The organism is Pseudomonas fluorescens (genome assembly GCF_902497745.1).
In the GTDB taxonomy this organism is placed as follows: Bacteria; Pseudomonadota; Gammaproteobacteria; order Pseudomonadales; family Pseudomonadaceae; genus Aquipseudomonas; species Aquipseudomonas fluorescens_BM.
This window is the reverse complement of sequence record NZ_CABVHJ010000004.1, coordinates 134,692-154,527: the sequence shown is the minus strand read 5'-3', so window position 1 is coordinate 154,527 and position 19,836 is coordinate 134,692. Positions and strand designations below refer to the sequence as shown.

The following is a 19,836-nucleotide window of genomic DNA, read 5'->3' as shown; positions in this document are numbered from 1 at the left end:
CGATGGCCTTGCTACAGCTGGAGCGCATCAGCGCACAGTACCCGGGCAGCCCTGAACCGGTGCTGGCGGATATTTCTCTGACCCTGGGGCCTCAGCAATTGCTGGTCGCCCTCGGCCCGTCCGGCAGTGGCAAGACTTCGCTGTTGAACCTGATTGCCGGTTTCGTCGAACCGAGCGCCGGGCGCATCACCCTTGACGGCGTGCCAGTCAAAGGCCCGAGTGCCGAACGTGGCGTGGTGTTCCAGGATGACGCTTTGCTGCCTTGGCAGGATGTGCTGGCCAACGTTGCGTTCGGTCTGGAACTGGCCGGTGTCGCCAAGGACAAACGCGAAAAAATCGCCCGTGAAATGCTCGCGCTAGTCGATCTTTCCGGTTTCGAAAGCCGCCGTATCTGGCAACTCTCCGGTGGGCAGAAACAGCGTGTCGGCCTCGCCCGCGCCCTCGCCGCTGACCCGCGCGTGTTGCTGATGGACGAGCCTTTCGGTGCCCTCGACGCATTCACCCGCGAGCAGATGCAGGAGCTGTTGCTGCAAGTCTGGCAGCGCACGGCCAAGCCGGTTTTTCTGATTACCCATGACATTGAAGAAGCGGTGTTCCTCGCCACTGACCTGATTCTGCTCGCACCGAATCCGGGGCAGATCGTTGAGCGCCTGCACCTGGATTTCGGTCAGCGTTACGCCGCTGGCGAGTCTGCCCGCGCTATCAAATCCGATCCGCGCTTCATCGAAACCCGCGAACACGTGCTGAGCAAAGTGTTCTCGCAACGCAGCGCCGGACAACGGCAGGAGCGCGCATGAGCAGTTACGACGTTTCCTCGGCTGCGGTAAAACCCGCGACCCCATCGGTGGTGATTCCCGTACGCCGCAGCCTCAGCACGCGCTGGATCAGTCTGCTGACGCTGTTCGCTTTGTTGGCGACCTGGTGGGCCGTAACAGCCACCGGATTGATCGAACCGCTGTTCCTCCCGCCACCTTCTGCCGTACTGCAAAAGGGCTGGTTGTTGGCGACCACTGGCTACATGGATTCGACGTTGTGGCAGCACTTGGGCGCGAGCCTGAGCCGCATCGGTCTGGGCCTCGGTTTTGCGATTTTGACCGCTGTGCCGGTGGGCATTGCTATCGGCGCCAACCGCATCGCCCGTGGCGTGCTCGATCCGCTGATCGAGTTCTACCGCCCTATTCCGCCGCTGGCTTATCTGCCGCTGATCGTGATCTGGTGCGGCATCGGCGAGTTGTCGAAAGTGCTGCTGATCTACCTGGCGATTTTCGCGCCGATTGCCATCGCCACGGCTACCGGCGTGCGTACGGTTGATCCAGCGAAATTGCGTGCGGCGCAGTCGTTGGGCGCGACTCGCGTGCAGCTGATTCGTCATGTGATTTTGCCGAGCGCGTTGCCGGACATTTTGACTGGCGTGCGCATTGGTCTGGGGGTGGGTTGGTCGACATTGGTCGCGGCGGAATTGATCGCCGCCACCAGTGGCTTGGGCTTCATGGTGCAGTCGGCCGCGCAGTTCCTGGTCACTGATGTCGTGGTACTGGGGATTCTGGTCATCGCCCTGATCGCCTTCGCCATGGAAATGGGCCTGCGCGCCCTGCAACGCAAACTGGTGCCGTGGCACGGCCAGGCCCACTGACACATCCCGTTTTTGAATCCCCGTGTAGGGTGATGACCGCAATTGAAGAGAAAGACCATGAGCAGCCTCAACATCACCCCCTTAAGCTCCGCCCTCGGCGCACAGATCAGCGGCGTCGACATCAGCCAGCCGCTGAGCCTGGAACATCGCGACGCCATCGAGCAGGCGCTGCTCAAGTATCAAGTACTGTTCTTTCGCAACCAGCCAATCGAACCGCCACAACAGGCGCGCTTCGCCGCTTACTTCGGCGACCTGCACATTCACCCGATCTACCCGAACGTACCGGAACAACCGGAAGTGCTGATCCTCGATACCGCCGTCACCGACGTGCGCGACAACGCGATCTGGCACACCGACGTGACCTTCCTGCCAACGCCGGCGATGGGCGCGGTGCTCAGCGCCAAGTTGCTGCCAGAGTTTGGTGGCGACACGCTGTGGGCCAGCGGCATTGCCGCATATGAAGCGCTGTCGGCGCCGCTGAAAAGCTTGCTCGAAGGGCTGACCGCGACTCACGATTTCACTCGCTCGTTTCCTCTGGAGCGCTATGGCAATACGCCTGAAGCGCTGGCGCAGTGGGAAGAGGCCCGACGCAAGAATCCGCCGCTGTCGCACCCGGTGATTCGTACGCACCCGGTCAGTGGCCGGCGTTCGTTGTTCGTCAATGAAGGTTTTACGTCGAAGATCAAAGAGCTGTCGGAAACCGAGAGCGAGGCGATTCTGAAGTTTTTGTTCGCCCATGCGACCCGACCGGAATTCACCATTCGCTGGCGCTGGCAAAAGGACGACATTGCGTTCTGGGATAACCGCGTGACCCAGCATTACGCGGTGGATGACTACCGCCCGGCGCGGCGGGTGATGCAGCGGGCGACGGTGTTGGGGGATGTGCCGTTTTTTCGTTGAGACGTTTTAAAGCCAAAAGCCCCTCACCCTAACCCTCTCCCCGAGGGAGAGGGGACTGACCGAGGTGTTTGTACGAGCTACATCGACCTGAAATGTCGGGTTGAATTCAAGTTTTGAAAGGCATGAAGATCTGCTCCCTTTCCCCCTCGCCCCCCTGGGGGAGAGGGCTGGGGTGAGGGGGTTGGATCTTGCTGACCCAACCCAATCTTCATCACTCCGCCGTCGAAGGCCTCTCCCAAAGATTGATCCCGCCCTCTTGGGCAAACCGGTCAATCTCCGCCAGCTCTTCAGCACTGAAACTCAGATTCTTCAACGCCCCGACGTTCTCGATGATCTGCTCCGGCCGACTCGCACCAATCAGCGCAGAAGTCACCCGCGGATCCCGCAGCGTCCACGCCAGCGCCAGTTGCGCCAGGCTCTGACCACGACGCTTGGCAATTTCATTCAGCGCGCGCACGTGAGCAATGTTGGCCTCGGACAAGTGCGAAGCCTGCAACGAACCACCGCCCGGACGATTGACCCGCGCATCCGCCGGTACGCCGTTGAGGTATTTGTCGGTGAGCAGACCTTGCGCCAACGGAGTGAAAGCAATCACGCCCGTGCCGAGTTCATCGGTGGTATCGAGCAGATCCTTTTCCACCCAGCGATTGAGCAGGTTGTACGCCGGTTGATGAATCAGCAGCGGCACTTTCCACTCTTTCAACAGCGCGGCCATCTCGCGGGTTTTCACCCCTGAGTACGACGAGATACCGATGTACAACGCCTTGCCCTGTTGCACGGCAGTGGCGAGGGCGCTGGCGGTTTCTTCCAGTGGGGTGTCCGGGTCGAAGCGGTGCGAATAGAAGATATCCACATAGTCCAGACCCAGGCGTTGCAGGCTCTGGTCGAGGCTGGCCAGCACGTATTTACGTGAACCGCCGCCCTGACCGTAAGGGCCGGGCCACATGTCCCAACCGGCCTTGCTGGAGATGATCAGTTCATCGCGGTACTGCTTGAAGTCTTCGCGCAGCAGACGGCCGAAATTGATCTCGGCGCTGCCGTACGGCGGGCCGTAGTTGTTGGCCAGGTCGAAGTGGTTGATGCCTAGGTCGAACGCAGTGCGCAGCAAGGCGCGCTGGGTGTCGATCGGCGTGCTGTCACCGAAGTTGTGCCACAGGCCCAGCGACAGCGCCGGCAGCACCAGACCGCTGCGCCCGACGCGGCGGTAAGGGATGGAGTCGTAGCGGTTTTCGGCAGCGGTGTAAGTCATCGAATCCTCTCTTGTCTGTCTTGAAATAGGTGTCGACTGCTTCGCGAGCAAGCTCGCTCCCACCTTTGAAATGCATTTCCCTGTGGGAGCGAGCTTGCTCGCGAAGGGTTTTACGAAAATCTATTGTTCGGTCGGGCGAGGCCAAGGTTCTGGCGCAAGGTTCGACCCTCATACTCCGTTCTGAACAACCCACGCCGTTGCAGTTCCGGCACCACGCCATTGGCGAAATCTTCGAGCCCGCCCGGCAAGTGCGGCACCAGCACATTGAAACCGTCCGCCGCGCCTTGCTCGAACCATTCCTGCAAGCGATCAGCGATCTGCTCGGGCGTACCGACCAGGCTGTAATGCCCTCGCCCGCCGGCAATCTTGCGACCCAGTGCGGCAAGGCTCAGGTTCTCCCGACCCGCCAATTCAGTCAGCAGTTTCTGCCGGCTCTGCTGGCCGCTGTCCGTCAGCGGCAACTCGGGCAACGGCCCGTCCAGCGGGTACTTCGACAAATCGAAGTTGCCCAGCATACGCCCAAGCAAGGCGACGCCAACCTCGGGTTCGACTAATTGCTGAAACGTTTCATACTTTTCCTGCGCTTCGGCTTCGGTGCCGCCGACGACGACAAAAACACCGGGCATGATTTTCAGCGACTCAGCGCTACGACCGTACTTGGGCAGACGTCCCTTGAGGTCGGCGTAGAACGCTTGGGCACCGGCCAACGAAGTCTGCGCGGTGAACACCACTTCAGCCGTCTGCGCCGCCAACTCACGCCCGGTTTCCGAAGAACCAGCCTGAACGATCACCGGTTGTCCCTGGGGCGAGCGCGCAACGTTCAGTGGGCCTTTGACCCGAAAGTGTTCGCCGACGTGGTCCAGCACGTGCAGTTTCGCAGGGTCGTAATACGCCCCGCTGGCCTTGTCGCGCGCAAACGCATCGTCCTCCCAACTGTCCCAAAGCCCGGTGACCACCTGATGAAACTCGCGGGCGCGGCTATAGCGTTCGGCGTGGCCGATATGCTCATCGCGGCCAAAATTCAGCGCTTCGGCGGCGTTGTCCGAGGTCACCAGATTCCACCCCGCACGGCCACCCGACAGGTGATCGAGCGAAGCGAATTTACGCGCCACGTGATACGGCTCGTTGTAACTGGTGGTCGCCGTGGCGATCAGGCCGATGTGCTCGGTCACCGCACTCAGCGCCGAGAGTAATGTCAGCGGCTCAAAGTGATCGGAGCGTGCCATGCGACTGGCGATGTCCTGGGTCGGCGCAGCGACGCTGTCGGCAACAAACAACGCATCGAACTTCGCCGCCTCGGCAATCTGCGCCAGCCGTTTGTAATGGGCGAAATCCAGACCCGCATTCGCCGGCACATCCGGATGACGCCACGCCGCCACGTGGTGCCCGGTGGCCATGAGGAATGCGCCGAGTTTCAACTGTCTGCTCATCTCAGAAATCCTTGCGCAGTTGCACGCCGAAGTAGCGCTCGTCATCCCGTGGCACAGCGCGGTAGATGTAGTTGCCGCCGCTGGCGAGCAATGGTGAATAGGACTTGTCGGTGAGGTTCTTGCCCAGCAGCGCGACGCGCCAGCCATTGCTGTAGTCGGCCAGGGCGACGCTGGCGTTCCACAGGCCGTAGGCGCCTTGCTTGGTGTCGGCGTTCTGGCTGATGTCGTACTGCACTTCGCTCTGCCAGCTGTAGTCGGTGCCGAGTTCGATATCCAGACCGTTGGCCAGCGGGATGGTGTAGTCGGCGCGCACGTAGCTTTTCCAGTCCGGGCTGAACGGCAGCGGTTTGCCGTTGACGTTGCACGACGCCGCCGCGCCCGCCGGGCAGGCGAACTCGTCGATGCGCGCGCGGGTGTAGGCCAGTGCGCCGGACAGTTTCAATTGCTGTGTCGCCTGCAAGGCGTAGTCGAGTTCGACACCTTCGGTGCTGACGCTGCCAGCGTTGATCAAACGCGTCACCACTTGCCCGGCGACGGTGTCGAAGAAATTCGCCTGATAGTTGTCGTACTCGCTGTGGAACACCGCGAGGTTGGTGGTCAGGCGATTGTTCCAGGAAGTGGCTTTGATCCCCGCTTCCCAAGTGTTGGAAGTTTCCGGTTTGAGCGCCTCGGTATCGCGCGGCTGCATGTTGAAGAACACGTTATAGGCCGGGCCTTTGTAGCCACGCGAGTAGGTCAGGTAAGTGGTGACCGTATCGCTCAGGTCGTACTGCACGCCGAGGCGGCCGGACCAACCATCTTCGTCGACAGAGCCGGAACTGCTGGTCGCCGGTTGAATGCCGCTGACCGTGGTCGCTGAAGTCGAGACGCGGCGGTGATCGTATTCGAGATCATCGTGGGTGTAGCGCAGGCCGGCGATGCCGCGAAAGTCGGAGGTGAAGTTCAGCGTGCTCTCACCGAACACCGCGTAACTGTCGCTGGTGGTGCTGTAATCGGCGACACCTCGGTCGGTGCGAGTGGTGGTGGTCAGCGTGCGCTGATAGGTCTCGTCGTCCTTGCCGTGCATGTAGAACAGGCCGCCGACGTACTCGAGGAATTCGCCCTTCGGCGAAGCCAGGCGCAGCTCCTGCGAGTATTGATCGAAGGCCAGATCGCCCTTGTCCGCGGTGCCGGGGAACGCTGCGGTCACGGTACCGAGGCGGTCGCCGTCCTGATACTGGGTGTTGTCCCAACCGCGCCACGCGGTGATCGACGTCAGGGTGTAATCGCCCAGTTGCCAATCGAGCTGGCCGGACAGGCCTTTGTTGATGTCCTCGACATGGCTGCGGGTGTCGGTGTTGATATCGCGATTGTGGCTAGTCGCATTGACCGGGCTCAGCGCATTGGCGAAGGCCGGGGTCAGCGACTTGCTGACCACTCCATTGGGGCCGTCGTCATGGGACTGCATGTAGTCGGCGATCAGGGTGAAGGTGACGTCGTCATTCGGGGTGAATTCGAGTTTGCCGCGCACGCCGCGATGGTTATAACCGTTGACCTCTTGGCCATTGTGTTTGTTATCGACATTGCCGTCGTAGGTACCAAACAGCGTGCTGATCGAGCCTTTCAAAGTATCCGGAATCAGGCTGCCGCCAATGCCGAAACGGGTGCGGCTTTCGTTGCCGCTGTAGTACGACTGATCAATGTAGCCGTGGGTCTCGGCGGTCGGAGCCTTGCTGGTGATGTTGAGTACACCGGCCGAGGCGTTCTTGCCGAACAGTGTGCCTTGCGGGCCACGCAGCACTTCGACGCGCTCCAGATCCAGCAAGTCGAGAGTGGATTGGCCGGGACGCGCATAGACCACGCCGTCGATCACCGTCGCCACGGTCGGTTCGACGCCCGGCGAGGTGGAAATCGTGCCGACACCGCGCACGAACAACGAAGTGTCCTTATTCGATGCGCCGGTGCGGAAATTCAGCGACGGCACTTGCTGGACGATGCTCGCCACGCCGTTGCGGTTGTCGCGCTCGAGTTGTTCGCCGTCGATCACCGACACTGCGACCGGCACTTTTTGCAGCGACTCTTCGCGGCGCGTGGCAGTGACGGTCACGGATTTTAATGTCGGCTCCTGATCACTGCTCTCGGCAGCGAATGCGTTGGGTAATGGCAGCGCCGCCAACCCCGTGAATAACCAGCCGGCGGCGCGAATCGATTGCGCCAGTTTGTGTGTCGCCCCAGGAATGTTGTGCATGTTTGCCCGCTCGAAATTGGCCCTTAACCGCTGCCGTTCTGCGACGACAGCGCCTGAATCGGTGTCTTGGGCATTCGCTCGAGCGAGTAGCAGACAGCGCGCTTTGTTAGCGCTACCATCGACAGTATTGGCAAGCCGCACATAGAGCGTCCAATACTGAAAAATTACTTTTATATGCGATTTTGTTTTTAAGAAGGATCGAGCATTGAGCGAAGAAAAGCCCCGCAAACGCCGTGGCGCCGGACGCGTGACCCTGAATGCCGTGGCACGTCGGGCCGGGGTCTCGGCGATTACCGTGTCGCGCTATTTCAATCAGCCCGAGCAGGTTTCGCCCGAGCGCCGCGAGCGGATTGCGGCGGTGGTAGCTGAGTTGGGCTATGTACCGAATCTGGTGGCCGGCGGGCTGGCCTCGGCGCGGGGGAAAATCGTCGGCATGGTGATCCCGAACATCTCCGGGCCGATCTTCGCCAATACCATTCAAGGCTTCAGCGACACGCTCAGCCGTCACGGTTATCAACTGTTGCTGGCGTCGAGTTACTTCAGCACCGAGCAGGAAGAAAATGCGGTGCGCGCGTTTCTCGGCTGGTCGCCGGCGGCGCTGGTGCTCACCAGTCACTTTCACAGTGCCGGCACGGAAAAGATGATCGCCGAGGCCGATGTGCCGGTGATCGAGACGTGGGATTACCAGCCGGAACGGGAGCCGATGCAGATCGGTTTTTCGCATTTTGAAGTGGGCGTGACGGCCGCCCGATATCTCCTCGGAAAAGGCTACCAACGTATCGCCTTCGTGCAGAACAGCGCGCCGGGGGACTTCAGCGCACTGGAGCGCCGCGACGGTTACGCGGCGACTTTAAAAGAATCCGGCCTGAAACCCTGGATCTTCGCTCCCGACGCTGATCGCGCACCATTCGAGGCCGGCAAACAGGCGATGGACGCCCTGATGAGCGCCTCACCGCGCCCCGACGCGATCATCTTCGCCAATGACAACCTCGCCGCTGGCGGGCTGCTCGCCGGGCAACGCGCCGGTTTGAAAATCCCCGAAGACTGCGCCGTTCTCGGCTTCGGCGATTACCCGTTCGCCGAGATGCTCCTGCCGAGCCTGAGCACCATCAAACCACCGGCACTCGAGATCGGCGTGCTCGCCGCGACCCGCGTACTGGAAAACCTTGGGGTATTGCCGAGCGACGAAGTGCAACGTCTGAACCTGCTGCAGTGCCAAGTCATCGAACGGGAAAGCACCTGACTTCGCTATACCGACAGTTCGCGCAAGGCGGCCGCCGCAAGAAATCCGGAACGGGATCGATAGCGCTGGTCACGGCGGACTGTCTGGTCAATACGCTCAAGCAACTGCTCAGGCAGCGTGGCGTTGAACCGCACTGATTTACCGAAATACGGGGTGATATCAAAATCGACCACACCCCAGATCCCTCCCGCGTAATCCGGGTTATCGAGATGTGCATCAATGTCCCGCACTTGCGGTAACGGCGCGCTGTCGGCGACCAACCCCTCATAGTGAAGCGCCAATGCCTCCTGAGTATTTTCAAACGCCTCAGCGACCGTAGTGCCTGCGGAGAAACAACCCGGGACATCCGGGATGATCACTCCGTAGTCTGAGTCGGCATCCTTGTGCAGAACGACCGGGAATTTCATATGAGTGAGTCCTTCCTCTGACAGGCCCATAAAACGGCCTTCGTTTCCAATAACGGGCCTCATTTCAAGCCCGCCTGTTTCAAAATGCTGTTGATCGTGCCCTTGGGCAGATCCGAATCAGGGTGCTTGATCGTCACCCTTCCTGGCTTGTGCGGATGCTTGTATTGGTGGTGGCTGCCTTTCACCGCCACGAGATACCAACCATCGTCTTCGATCATCCTGATCATTTCCCGACTGCGCATTTCCTTTGCCCTGTTCGACAGCTAGAGCCATTTACTCTAGAGGGCGCAGGAGCCTTTGATACACACGATACACACTCAGATAAATATTAGCTCACTGAACAATCGCTCGGTTATGGGGCAGATCAACGGCAGGCTTGGGCCAGCAAGAAAAACACGTCGCCGGGCAAACTCTCTGTAAGGGTCGCAAAATATGTCCAGTGGAGATGTGGCGGGACTGGATTGGCTATGCTCTAAAGAACACCGAGGTGGCCCCTTCGCGAGCAGGCTCGCTCCCACAGGGATTTCATGTGTACATGAAATTTATGTCCAGCCGGGATCCATTGTAGGAGTGAGCCTGCTCGCGATAGCGGTCTTTCAGGCGATACCCATCCACCAGGCAGAACCCGCCATGCACACCGCCATCATCATTTTCTTCGGCCTGGTCCTGCTCGCTCTGATGCTCTACATCGGCGAGCGCATCGGCTTCAGCCGCCAGACCATGGCCTACGGCTTCGCCGCGCTGTGGTTGGCGTTGACGGTGATCAATGGTGCGGTGGGCGTGGTGCATGCCGGCCAGTCGGTGGGATCGGAAATAGCCATTGGCAGTGCGGTATTCGGCGTGCCGTTAGCGGCGATGGTGTTGTTCATGGTACTGAGCGCCGAGTCATGAAACCGTCCCGACGCTCAGCTCCCGATCAACGCACCAGATGCAGGAACTGCATGTGGCGTTCGTACTGGTCGAGGATGTCGTTGATGATCTGCTCTTTGGTGTAGCCGACCAGATCGTAGTCCTGACTGCCCTCGCTCAAGTGCACTTCGGCGCGGTAGTAGCGACGGTTGTTGAGTTGCTTGGAACCCATGCCGCCACGCGCGAACGACGGCGTGAAGTAGCCGCGCATCTGCACCTGATAAATGAACGGATGCGCATCACCATGGCCGATTTCCAGGCTGACGCTGTCATTCGCCGGATCCGGCTGGGTGACCACGTTCAGGCCTTTCTCGACAAACACCGCCGTCACTTCTTCAATCGCCGGGCGCACCGTGGTGTCCATGAAGCGGTACACCTCGTCCCGCGACGGGAAGTGCACAGCCTGGCTCAAGCGCTGTCGCCAGCCGCCCGTACCGCGCCGTGAACCGGAGACCGGTGCCAGCGAATGCAATTGCGCGATCTGCTTCTGCGACTCCAGATAGAATGCCTTGTGCAGGCCCCACATCATCAGCAGCAAAATCAATGAGAACGGCAACGAGGTCAGCACTACCGCTGACTTCAATGCATCGATGCTGCCGGAGAACAGCAACGCACTGGTGATCAGCGCCGTCATCGCGCCCCAAAACACCCGTAGCCATTTCGGCCCGTCTTCGTCCGGGGTGCCGCCCTTGGCCGACAGCGTCGAGAGCACCACGGTGCCCGAGTCGGCAGAGGTGACGAAGAACACGAAGCTGATAAACACCGTCACGGCGATGACGGTTTTGCTCCACGGATAAGTTTCCAGCAGCAGATAAATGCTCATCGACGGGTTGTCGAGGGCCGACATGCCCAGCGCACTCATGCCGTGGTTGAGGACCTGATCGATGGCACTGTTGCCGAAGATCGACATCCACGCGAGGGTGAAGCCGAGCGGAATCAACAGCACGCCGAAGACGAATTCACGGATGGTGCGGCCACGGGAAATCCGTGCGATGAACAGGCCCACGAACGGCGACCATGCAATCCACCAGGCCCAGTAGAACACTGTCCAGCCACCAAGCCAGTCGCTCGGTTTGTCGTAGGCGTAGAGGTCAAAACTCTTCATCGGCAGGGCGCCGAGATAGTCGCCAAGGTTCTGGATCAAGGTGTTGAGCAGGTGCTGGGTTGGCCCGGCGAACAACACAAACAGCAGCAGCGCACAGGCCAGCAGCATGTTGATGTCGGACATCACCCGCACGCCTTTATCGACGCCGGAGACGGCCACGATGATCGCCGCGCCCATCATCAGCGTGATCAGGCCGACCTGAATCCACTGGGTGTGCGCGATGCCGAACAGGTAGTCGAGACCGGAGTTGAGGTGCAGCACCCCGAAGCCCATATCGGCACCGAGACCGAACACCGTGGCGATGATGCCGAAGCCATCCACCGCGTAACCGATCGGGCCGTTGATGCGCTTGCCGATCAGCGGGTACAGCGCCGAGCGCAGGGCCAGTGGCAGGTTGTGGCGGTAAGCGAAATAGGCCAGCGCCATGCCGACGAAGGCAAATACGCCCCAGCCATGCAGGCCCCAGTGCAGAAACAGAATCTGCATGGCCTGACGCGCCGCATCCGCCGTACCCGCCTCGCCTTGCGGTGGCTGCAGCATGTGGGTCAGCGGTTCGGACACACAGAAGAAGAACAGCGTGATGCTGATCCCGGCGGCGAACAGCATGCCGGCCCAAGACAGGTAACTGAATTCGGGCTCGTCGTGGTCGGCACCGAGTTTTATCTTGCCGTAGCCGGATAAGGCGGTGACCACCACGAAGACCAGATACAGGGTCATCGCGAGCATGTAATACCAGCCGACCGTATTGGCCGCCCAGTTTTGCGCTTCCAGCAGCCAGGCGCCGGCCTGCTCAGGCATGGCGATAACAACGAGACCAAACAGCAGAATGACCGTCGCGGCGAAGTAGAACACCGGCGGATTCATGCGTACCAGACCGCTGGCGGGAGTTGACGATGCACTCATGAAACGTGCACCTCGAGGGGTTGAAACGTGGCTGAAATGATCGGACTCAGCAAAGGCAAGCCTCCTGTTGTGAGCGGGCAGCGAACCACCGGTTTAACTTGAATGAACGTTCAAGTTAAACATGGATGGGGTCGCAAGGACTAATCGTACGGCCAGGCGGTAGTTTTCCTACGCTAGCTCAAGGAGGGGTATGACGCGGGTTTGAGGGTATTCGTTCACTGGAGAATTGGCTGAAGGCCATTATCTCGATTTGCCTGAAAACCATTCGCGAGCAAGCTCGCTCCCACATTTGAAATGCATTCCATTGTGGGAGCGAGCTTGCTCGCGAAGAGGTCAGCAGCCGCGAAGCAAATTCAGAGGCCTACTTCTGCGTCCCGTCATCATGCTGCAAATTCGCCTGAGTCAAATTGCACCCCGCCGGCACACTGCGCGTCAGCCACACATTGCCGCCAATGGTCGAACCCTTGCCAATGGTGATCCGCCCGAGAATCGTCGCCCCGGCATAAATCACCACATCGTCCTCAACGATCGGATGACGCGGATGGCCCTTCTGCAACTGGCCGTCTTCATCTGCCGGGAAACGCTTGGCGCCCAAGGTCACCGCCTGATAAATCCGCACGCGCTCACCAATGATCGCCGTCTCACCGATCACCACACCCGTGCCGTGATCGATGAAGAAACTGCGGCCGATCTGCGCCCCCGGGTGGATATCAATCCCGGTCGCCGAATGGGCAATTTCCGCGCTGATCCGCGCCAGCAACGGCAAGCCCGCGCGATACAAATGATGCGCCAGACGGTGGTGAATCACCGCGAGAATCCCCGGATAGCACAGCAGCACTTCATCGACACTGCGCGCCGCCGGGTCACCGTGATAGGCCGCCAGTACATCGGTGTCGAGCAGCGTGCGCAAGCCCGGCAATGCGAGGGCGAAATCCTGCACGATCTGAATCGCCCGGGCTTCGACTTCGGTGTCGGCCTGCGCGCTATGGCGGGCGACGTAACGCAGTTCCAGTCGGGTCTGCGCCAACAACGCATTCAGCGCCACATCAAGAGTGTGGCCGACGTAAAAATCTTCACTCTCTTCACGCAAATCCACCGGTCCCAGACGCATCGGGAACAGCGCGCCACACAACGCTTCAAGAATCTCCGCCATCGCCGCCCGCGACGGCAACTCGCGACCACCCTGCTCGCCGGATGCCCGGCCGTTCTGTGCCCGCCACTGATCCCGCGCGCTGCGCAGTTGACTGACGATGGTCTGCAATTGCCAATGGCTGGAACGCTCGCTCACGGTAAAGACTCCTCAGGGGCGGCCGGACTGTCTGGCCGCGTCAACGGCGACTACTTTACGGCAAGGCTGCGAGGGCGAATTAAGAACCGATAGTGCTGGGCTCAGTCGATTTGGCTATAAGCGATTGGCGGTTGCCCCTGCAAAAGGGCGTGCCTATAGTCCTTTCATCTTTCTCCGCCAGTACGGACCCATGTTTAAACAACCGATCAAACAACAGCTGGAACGCTTTAACCGTCTCGACCTGCTCGGCCACCCGACGCCACTGGAAAAACTCGAACGCCTTTCCGCATGGCTCGGCCGCGAGGTGTACATCAAGCGCGATGACCTGACGCCGCTGGCCATGGGCGGCAACAAGCTGCGCAAGCTCGAATACCTCGCTGCCGATGCCTTGGCGCAAGGCGCCGACACGCTGATCACCGCCGGTGCGTTGCAATCGAACCACGTTCGTCAGACCGCCGCACTGGCCGCCAAGCTCGGTCTCGGTTGTGTGGCGTTGCTGGAAAATCCGCTGGGGACCGACGACAGCAACTACACCGGCAACGGCAATCGCTTGCTGTTGGATCTGTTCGACACCAAGGTCGAATTGGTCGACAACCTCGACAACGCCGACGAACAACTGGGCGCCCTCGCCGTCCGTTTGCGCAGCAACGGCAAGAAGCCGTATCTGGTGCCGATCGGTGGTTCGAATGCGCTCGGTGCGTTGGGCTACGTGCGCGCCGGTCTGGAACTGGCTGAGCAGATCAAGGACACCGGTCTGGATTTCGCCGCTGTGGTTCTAGCCTCCGGCAGCGCCGGAACTCACAGTGGTCTGGCCTTGGCCCTGGCTGAAGTGCTGCCGCAATTGCCGGTGATTGGCGTGACGGTTTCGCGCAGTGAAGAAGATCAGCGGCCGAAGGTACAGGGCCTGGCGGAACGCACGGCAGATCTGCTTGGCGTCGAACTGCCGGCCAGTTTCAAGGTCGAGTTGTGGGACGAATACTTTGGCCCGCGTTATGGCGAGCCGAATGCCGGGACGTTGGCGGCGATGAAATTGCTGGCGAGTCAGGAAGCGGTGTTGCTCGATCCGGTATACACCGGCAAGGCAATGGCGGGCTTGCTCGACGGCATTGGCCGTCAGCGCTTCAACGAAGGCCCGATTATTTTCCTGCACACCGGTGGCGCGCCGGCGCTATTTGCCTACAAGGATTTCCTCTGACTGATCGTTCCCACGCTCTGCGTGGGAATGCAGCCCGGGACGCTCTGCGTCCCTTCGAGAGCTGGAACGCGGAGCGTCCCTAGAGGCGTTCCCACGCAGAGCATGGGAACGAACCTCATATTCCAATTAAGAATAACATTTCAATTATTAAGTATTTTCAAGTCTAACGAAGACATCTTATAGTCTCGCCGCAGGCGAATTTCGCGAGAGACGCATAAGCTGGTTTAAGGCAGGATAGCGCTGTCGTCGAAATCATAAATTCGCCAACTTTCCTTAAGCGTCTTCCATAAGAAAACACAGGGGCTCGTCATGAATTTTTCCGCACTACGTCGCAATCTGCTGGTGGGTTCGCTGGGCCTGGCGCTGAGCGCCGGTCTGATCGGCCAGGCAGTGGCCGGTGAGCAGCTGCAACAGATCAAGGACAAAGGCGTCATCAACGTCGGCCTGGAAGGCACTTATCCACCGTTCAGCTTCGTCGATGCCGACGGCAAGCTGTCGGGTTTCGAAGTCGAGCTCTCCGAAGCGCTGGCGCAAAAACTTGGCGTCAAAGCCAAGATTCAGCCAACCAAGTGGGATGGCATCCTCGCCGCGCTGGAATCCAAGCGTCTGGACGTCGTGGTCAACCAGGTGACCATCTCCGAAGAGCGCAAGAAGAAGTATGACTTCTCCGAACCGTACACTGTTTCCGGCATTCAAGCGCTGGTGCTGAAGAGCAAAGAAGCGGCGCTGAACATCAAAACCGCCAATGACCTGTCCGGCAAGAAGGTCGGTGTCGGCCTGGGCACCAACTACGAGCAATGGGTCCGCGCCAACGTGCCGGGTGCCGACGTACGTACGTATGACGATGATCCGACCAAGTTCGCGGACCTGAACAACGGCCGTACTGACGCCATCCTGATCGACCGTCTGGCTGCACTGGAATACGCCAAGAAAGCCCCGAAAACTGTCGCCGCCGGCGAAGCTTTCTCGCGTCAGGAAGCCGGTATTGCCCTGCGCAAAGGCGAGCCTGAACTGCTGGCCGCGCTGAACAAAGCCCTCGACGAACTGCGTGCCGACGGCACCCTTGCGAAGCTGTCCACGAAGTACTTCAACGCTGACGTCACTAAATAATGGAGGCTGGATTTCAATTCGGCTTCGGACTGGACTTCCCGCAGTTGAGCCAGCAAATCGCCGAAACCACAGAGCTGTTAGTGAACTCCGCGCCCTTTCTGCTCAAGGGCGCGTACTACACGGTAGTCCTCAGCCTCGGCGGGATGTTCTTCGGCCTGCTGCTGGGCTTTGGCCTGGCGTTGATGCGCCTGTCGCGCTTCAAATCAGTCAGCTGGCTGGCGCGCGTCTACGTGTCGTTCTTTCGCGGTACGCCGTTACTGGTGCAGCTGTTCGTGATCTATTACGGCTTCCCGCAACTGGGAATCGAACTGGATCCGCTGCCAGCGGCGCTGATTGGCTTCTCGCTGAACATGGCCGCCTACGCCTGTGAAATCCTCCGCGCCGCGATCGGTTCGATCGAACGTGGTCAGTGGGAAGCAGCTGCGAGCATTGGCATGACCCGTGCGCAAACCCTGCGCCGGGCCATCCTGCCGCAAGCGATGCGCACAGCGTTGCCGCCGCTGGGCAACAGCTTCATTTCACTGGTAAAGGACACGGCGCTGGCCGCCACCATTCAAGTGCCGGAGCTGTTCCGTCAAGCACAGTTGATTACCGCCCGGACTTTTGAAGTCTTCACCATGTATCTTGCCGCCGCGCTGATCTACTGGATTCTGGCCACGGTGCTTTCGCACTTCCAGAACAAGCTGGAAGAGCGGGTCAATCGGCACGACCAGGAGTCCTGACGATGATTGTCGTGGAAAAACTGACCAAGCAATTCAAGGGTCAGGTCGTGCTTGACGGCATCGACCTCGAGGTCAAGGAAGGCGAAGTCGTCGCGATCATCGGCCCCAGCGGTTCGGGGAAAACGACGTTCCTGCGCTGCCTGAATTTCCTTGAACAACCCACCAGCGGCCGGATCAAGGTCGGCGATATCGAAATCGATACCAGTCGCCCGTTGAACCAGCAGCAAGCGCTGGTGCGCAATTTGCGCCAGCACGTCGGCTTCGTGTTCCAGAATTTCAACCTGTTCCCGCATCGCACCGCTTTGGAGAACGTCATCGAAGGCCCGATCGTGGTCAAGAAGATGCCGCGCGACGAGGCAATTGCGTTGGGCAAAAAGCTGATGGCCAAGGTCGGACTCGCCGGTAAGGAAGACGCTTATCCGCGTCGTCTCTCTGGTGGTCAGCAACAGCGCGTGGCGATTGCCCGGGCGCTGGCGATGGAGCCGGAAGTGATTCTGTTCGACGAGCCGACTTCGGCCCTCGACCCGGAACTGGTCGGCGAAGTGCTGGCGACCATTCGCGGTCTCGCCGAAGAAAAACGCACCATGGTCATCGTTACTCACGAAATGGGCTTTGCTCGCGACGTGGCCAACCGTGTGGTGTTTTTCGACAAAGGCGTGATCGTCGAGCAAGGCGAAGCCAAAGCGTTGTTTGCCAACCCGAAAGAAGAACGCACTCAACAGTTTCTCAGCAAGTTCCTCAATCACGCCTGAGAACTTTATTGCGTTATGGGTAACTTCCAAGGATGGAAGTCACCTTTTATAAAACTCTTCCACACCTGCCCCTCCAGAAAAACTTACTCCATGCGTTACATCTATATGTTCTGCAACAGATAATACCTGCCTGAACCCCGCATCACCCGGCATGACAGCATTCGAATAAATCAGCGCAAAATCCCCCAAAAAGTCGCAAGTTCCGTGGTCTATTTCGCGTTAGCGCCTAGGCATACAGCCACAGCGGCGTAGGAAACTTCTGATTAATTCGTAATTCAACGATTAACTAATATCGTCTATTGACACCCCCTCCAACACACTCTTATCTAGTCGACGACCGGCACCACTTAGTTCAACAACCCCGTATTCAACTTGAATAAAAGTTAAAGTTTTATTGCCAGTTTATTCACGCCTTTTGTTCTTTCAGAAACGGACTTCGCTGCAAGGCTTCAAGGAGAGAAATCGATGACCCGTACTTCGCACACCCCCGAGCTGGCAGCGCCGATTCTCGCGCCAGCGCAAAAAACCGGCATCAATCTGGCCGCCGCCGCCCATCTGCAGATCGAGGTGTCGCCCTATCCCGAAATGGATAGCGGAGACCTCATCGAGCTGTTCTGGAATAAATGCTATGTCGCTTCCCGAGTGCTGACGGCCGACGACGTCGGCACGGCAATCAGCCTGCGGGTTCCGGAGAGTTTCATCGTCAACGGCACCGCGCGCATTCACTACCGGGTGATGCAGGTCGGTCAGGGTCCGGCGTTTTCGGCGGCGACGCGAGTGCAAGTCAAACTGGACTGCCCCGGTGGGCAGCCTTCAGCGCTGAGCGCGGATGAAAACCAGCAACTGGCTCCCGTAACAATCCCCGACGCGATTCGCCGCCAGGGCGTGAACCCGAATCAGATCAAACGCGGCGTGCCGCTGACCATCGAGCCATATCTGAACATGGCCGAGGACGACGCCATCACCTTGCGCTGGGGCGATGTACGCATGGATCTGGCGCCGATCACCGCAGCGGATGTCGGGTTGCCGATTCAGGTCTGGGTACCGCCGTCGGTGATTGTCGAAGCCGGCGAGGATCTGCGCCTGGACGTGACGTATTGCATTCTCGATCGGGTCGGCAACAACTCACGCTGGGCGCCGCCACGCACCTTGAAGATCGGCTGCGTAAATCCTTATCTGACAGTCCCTTTGAGACAGGAACTCAAGGCAGCCGAATCGCGCAAGGACTGATGTGCTTTGCCGGTGGAGGGGGTTCAGCCCCCTCACCTGAAAACTCTTGATCAACCCGACCATCACCCCTTCTATGCATATTCCTAAAAGTTAGTTTATTTAATATTTATACACGCTTAGGGTATATGAACCGGACCACCGGACATTCATTCGTTCGCCGCACTTTTGCGACGTTTTTCATGAGATGTGAGGTAGGCAGTATGGTCCGGAACACAATCACCCCAGTGCAGATCGCCAGGGCATTGCGTGCAGCCAAGGAGCGGCACTGATGTCCAGTCTGGCAGACGCAAACGTCCAGTCGGATCTGGACATCGCCCCGTTGTTGTTGCCCGCGCAGGTCTTGCGCAACGACGCCCAAGCCATCAAGGCCGCCCATGAGCTGGCGCAAGTCGCCCGCGTGCAGGCCGCCAAACGCGACCGCCAGCGCAAGTTGCCATGGTCGGAAATCGAACAGTTCACCCGCAGCGGATTAGGCAGTATCGCCATCCCGCGCGAATACGGTGGGCCACAAGTTTCGTTCGTCACACTGGCCGAGGTTTTTGCGATTGTTTCTGCAGCCGATCCGGCACTGGGACAAATTCCGCAGAACCAGTTCGGCATCATCAATCTGGTGCTTGGCAGCGCCACCGAAGCGCAGAAAAAGCAGTTGTTCCAGAGTGTTCTGGAAGGCTGGCGCATCGGCAATGCCGGCCCGGAACGCGGCACCAAAAACACCCTGGAACTGAAAGCGCGAATCACCGCCGATGGCGATGATTACGTGATCAACGGCCAGAAGTTCTACTCCACTGGCGCGCTGTTTGCGCATTGGGTTGCGGTGAAAGCGCTCAACGATGACGGCAAGCAAGTATTGGCTTTCGTCCGTCGTGGCACACCGGGTTTGCGCATCGTCGATGACTGGTCGGGCTTCGGTCAGCGCACCACCGCCAGCGGCACGATTCTGCTGAACAACGTGCGTGTCGAGTCGAACCTGGTGGTCGACAACTGGAAGATCAACGAAGTCCCGAATACCCAAGGCGCGGTGTCGCAGCTGATTCAAGCCGCGATCGACGCCGGCATCGCCCGTGGCGCCATCGACGACGCCATTGAGTTTGTCAAAACCCGCGCACGGCCGTGGATCGACGCCAAGGTTGAGCGCGCCAGCGATGACCTTTACGTGATCGCCGACATTGGCAAATTGAAAATCGAACTGCACGCCGCCGAAGCGCTGTTGCGCAAGGCTGGCAAAGTCCTGGATCAAGTGCACGCCGCGCCGCTCACTGCCGACTCTGCCGCCCGCGCCTCGATTGCTGTGGCCGAAGCGAAAGTGTTGACCACCGAAATTTCACTGCTCGCCAGCGAAAAGCTGTTCGAACTGGCCGGCAGCCGCGCGACCCTCGCCGAATTCAATCTCGACCGCCATTGGCGTAATGCCCGCGTGCATACGTTGCACGACCCGGTGCGCTGGAAATATCACGCAGTCGGCGCCTATCGCCTCAATGGCACTTTACCGGCTCGTCATTCCTGGATCTGAGACGACCAGACATCTGGAGAAAA

The 19,836-nt window shown here is 59.5% G+C and carries 18 protein-coding genes; 11 read left to right on the top strand and 7 right to left on the bottom strand.

The features are described from left to right. Positions 1-2: 2 nt before the first annotated feature. From tauB to tauD, 3 genes are read left to right on the top strand one after another with little or no spacing between them, the layout of a single operon-like run. The gene (gene tauB, locus F8N44_RS07840) at positions 3-797 is read left to right on the top strand and encodes a taurine ABC transporter ATP-binding subunit (protein ID WP_038359812.1); all 795 of its coding nucleotides are present in this window, start codon (positions 3-5) and stop codon (positions 795-797) included. Continuing rightward, entirely contained in the window at positions 794-1,633 is an 840-nt protein-coding gene (gene tauC / locus F8N44_RS07835) for a taurine ABC transporter permease TauC (RefSeq protein WP_150649929.1), read from the top strand. Before tauB ends, tauC begins: the two co-directional genes overlap by 4 nt. 57 nt (positions 1,634-1,690) lie before the next feature. After that, complete coding sequence (tauD, locus tag F8N44_RS07830; protein WP_150649928.1) at positions 1,691-2,533, top strand: taurine dioxygenase; 843 nt, start codon at positions 1,691-1,693, stop codon at positions 2,531-2,533. Between the two features lie 211 nt (positions 2,534-2,744). On the opposite strand, the gene mgrA is transcribed toward tauD, so the two are convergent. The 3 genes from mgrA to F8N44_RS07815 all read right to left on the bottom strand — a co-directional run bounded on the left by mgrA (position 2,745) and on the right by F8N44_RS07815 (position 7,439). Then, positions 2,745-3,782 (bottom strand): L-glyceraldehyde 3-phosphate reductase, encoded by a 1,038-nt coding sequence (mgrA, locus tag F8N44_RS07825; protein WP_150649927.1) that lies wholly within the window; start codon positions 3,780-3,782, stop codon positions 2,745-2,747. Between the two features lie 110 nt (positions 3,783-3,892). Further along, on the bottom strand, positions 3,893-5,212 hold the full coding sequence (locus tag F8N44_RS07820) for an LLM class flavin-dependent oxidoreductase (protein WP_150649926.1): 1,320 nt from the start codon (positions 5,210-5,212) through the stop codon (positions 3,893-3,895). A 1-nt stretch (position 5,213) separates the two neighbouring features. Next, on the bottom strand, positions 5,214-7,439 hold the full coding sequence (locus F8N44_RS07815; protein WP_150649925.1) for a TonB-dependent receptor: 2,226 nt from the start codon (positions 7,437-7,439) through the stop codon (positions 5,214-5,216). A 205-nt stretch (positions 7,440-7,644) separates the two neighbouring features. Here F8N44_RS07815 and F8N44_RS07810 point away from each other — a divergent pair, with 205 nt between their 5' ends. Then, the gene (locus tag F8N44_RS07810; protein ID WP_150649924.1) at positions 7,645-8,682 is read left to right on the top strand and encodes a LacI family DNA-binding transcriptional regulator; all 1,038 of its coding nucleotides are present in this window, start codon (positions 7,645-7,647) and stop codon (positions 8,680-8,682) included. Between the two features lie 5 nt (positions 8,683-8,687). On the opposite strand, the gene F8N44_RS07805 is transcribed toward F8N44_RS07810, so the two are convergent. Together F8N44_RS07805 and F8N44_RS07800 are read right to left on the bottom strand one after the other, a co-directional pair. After that, positions 8,688-9,152, bottom strand: coding sequence for a type II toxin-antitoxin system HicB family antitoxin (locus F8N44_RS07805; RefSeq protein ID WP_401042953.1), 465 nt, complete (start codon positions 9,150-9,152; stop codon positions 8,688-8,690). Continuing rightward, positions 9,149-9,331, bottom strand: a complete 183-nt coding sequence (locus F8N44_RS07800) for a type II toxin-antitoxin system HicA family toxin (protein WP_026000492.1) — start codon at positions 9,329-9,331, stop codon at positions 9,149-9,151. The genes F8N44_RS07805 and F8N44_RS07800 overlap by 4 nt, the downstream gene beginning before the upstream one ends. 388 nt (positions 9,332-9,719) lie before the next feature. Here F8N44_RS07800 and F8N44_RS07795 point away from each other — a divergent pair, with 388 nt between their 5' ends. Further along, the gene (locus F8N44_RS07795; RefSeq protein ID WP_150649923.1) at positions 9,720-9,980 is read left to right on the top strand and encodes a hypothetical protein; all 261 of its coding nucleotides are present in this window, start codon (positions 9,720-9,722) and stop codon (positions 9,978-9,980) included. A gap of 25 nt (positions 9,981-10,005) precedes the next feature. Here F8N44_RS07795 and betT read toward each other — a convergent pair whose 3' ends face one another. Both betT and epsC read right to left on the bottom strand, forming a co-directional pair. Next, positions 10,006-11,967, bottom strand: a complete 1,962-nt coding sequence (gene betT, locus F8N44_RS07790) for a choline transporter BetT (RefSeq protein WP_191630877.1) — start codon at positions 11,965-11,967, stop codon at positions 10,006-10,008. Between the two features lie 400 nt (positions 11,968-12,367). Continuing rightward, positions 12,368-13,294 carry a serine O-acetyltransferase EpsC gene (gene epsC / locus F8N44_RS07785; protein ID WP_016983653.1) on the bottom strand — a complete coding sequence of 309 codons (927 nt, stop codon included), beginning with the start codon at positions 13,292-13,294 and terminating at the stop codon, positions 12,368-12,370. A 190-nt stretch (positions 13,295-13,484) separates the two neighbouring features. Here epsC and F8N44_RS07780 point away from each other — a divergent pair, with 190 nt between their 5' ends. The 6 genes from F8N44_RS07780 to F8N44_RS07755 all read left to right on the top strand — a co-directional run bounded on the left by F8N44_RS07780 (position 13,485) and on the right by F8N44_RS07755 (position 19,813). Continuing rightward, positions 13,485-14,489, top strand: coding sequence for a D-cysteine desulfhydrase (locus F8N44_RS07780; RefSeq protein ID WP_150649921.1), 1,005 nt, complete (start codon positions 13,485-13,487; stop codon positions 14,487-14,489). A 309-nt stretch (positions 14,490-14,798) separates the two neighbouring features. After that, positions 14,799-15,599 (top strand): cystine ABC transporter substrate-binding protein, encoded by an 801-nt coding sequence (tcyJ, locus tag F8N44_RS07775; RefSeq protein ID WP_150649920.1) that lies wholly within the window; start codon positions 14,799-14,801, stop codon positions 15,597-15,599. After that, complete coding sequence (tcyL, locus tag F8N44_RS07770) at positions 15,599-16,321, top strand: cystine ABC transporter permease (protein WP_412071504.1); 723 nt, start codon at positions 15,599-15,601, stop codon at positions 16,319-16,321. The genes tcyJ and tcyL overlap by 1 nt, the downstream gene beginning before the upstream one ends. A gap of 2 nt (positions 16,322-16,323) precedes the next feature. Continuing rightward, complete coding sequence (gene tcyN / locus F8N44_RS07765; protein ID WP_150649919.1) at positions 16,324-17,073, top strand: L-cystine ABC transporter ATP-binding protein TcyN; 750 nt, start codon at positions 16,324-16,326, stop codon at positions 17,071-17,073. A 465-nt stretch (positions 17,074-17,538) separates the two neighbouring features. Continuing rightward, a complete protein-coding gene (locus tag F8N44_RS07760) occupies positions 17,539-18,303 on the top strand; it encodes a hypothetical protein (RefSeq protein ID WP_150649918.1) in 765 nt (254 codons plus the stop codon). A gap of 268 nt (positions 18,304-18,571) precedes the next feature. Beyond that, positions 18,572-19,813 carry an SfnB family sulfur acquisition oxidoreductase gene (locus F8N44_RS07755; RefSeq protein WP_150649917.1) on the top strand — a complete coding sequence of 414 codons (1,242 nt, stop codon included), beginning with the start codon at positions 18,572-18,574 and terminating at the stop codon, positions 19,811-19,813. The last annotated feature ends 23 nt before the right edge of the window (positions 19,814-19,836 follow it).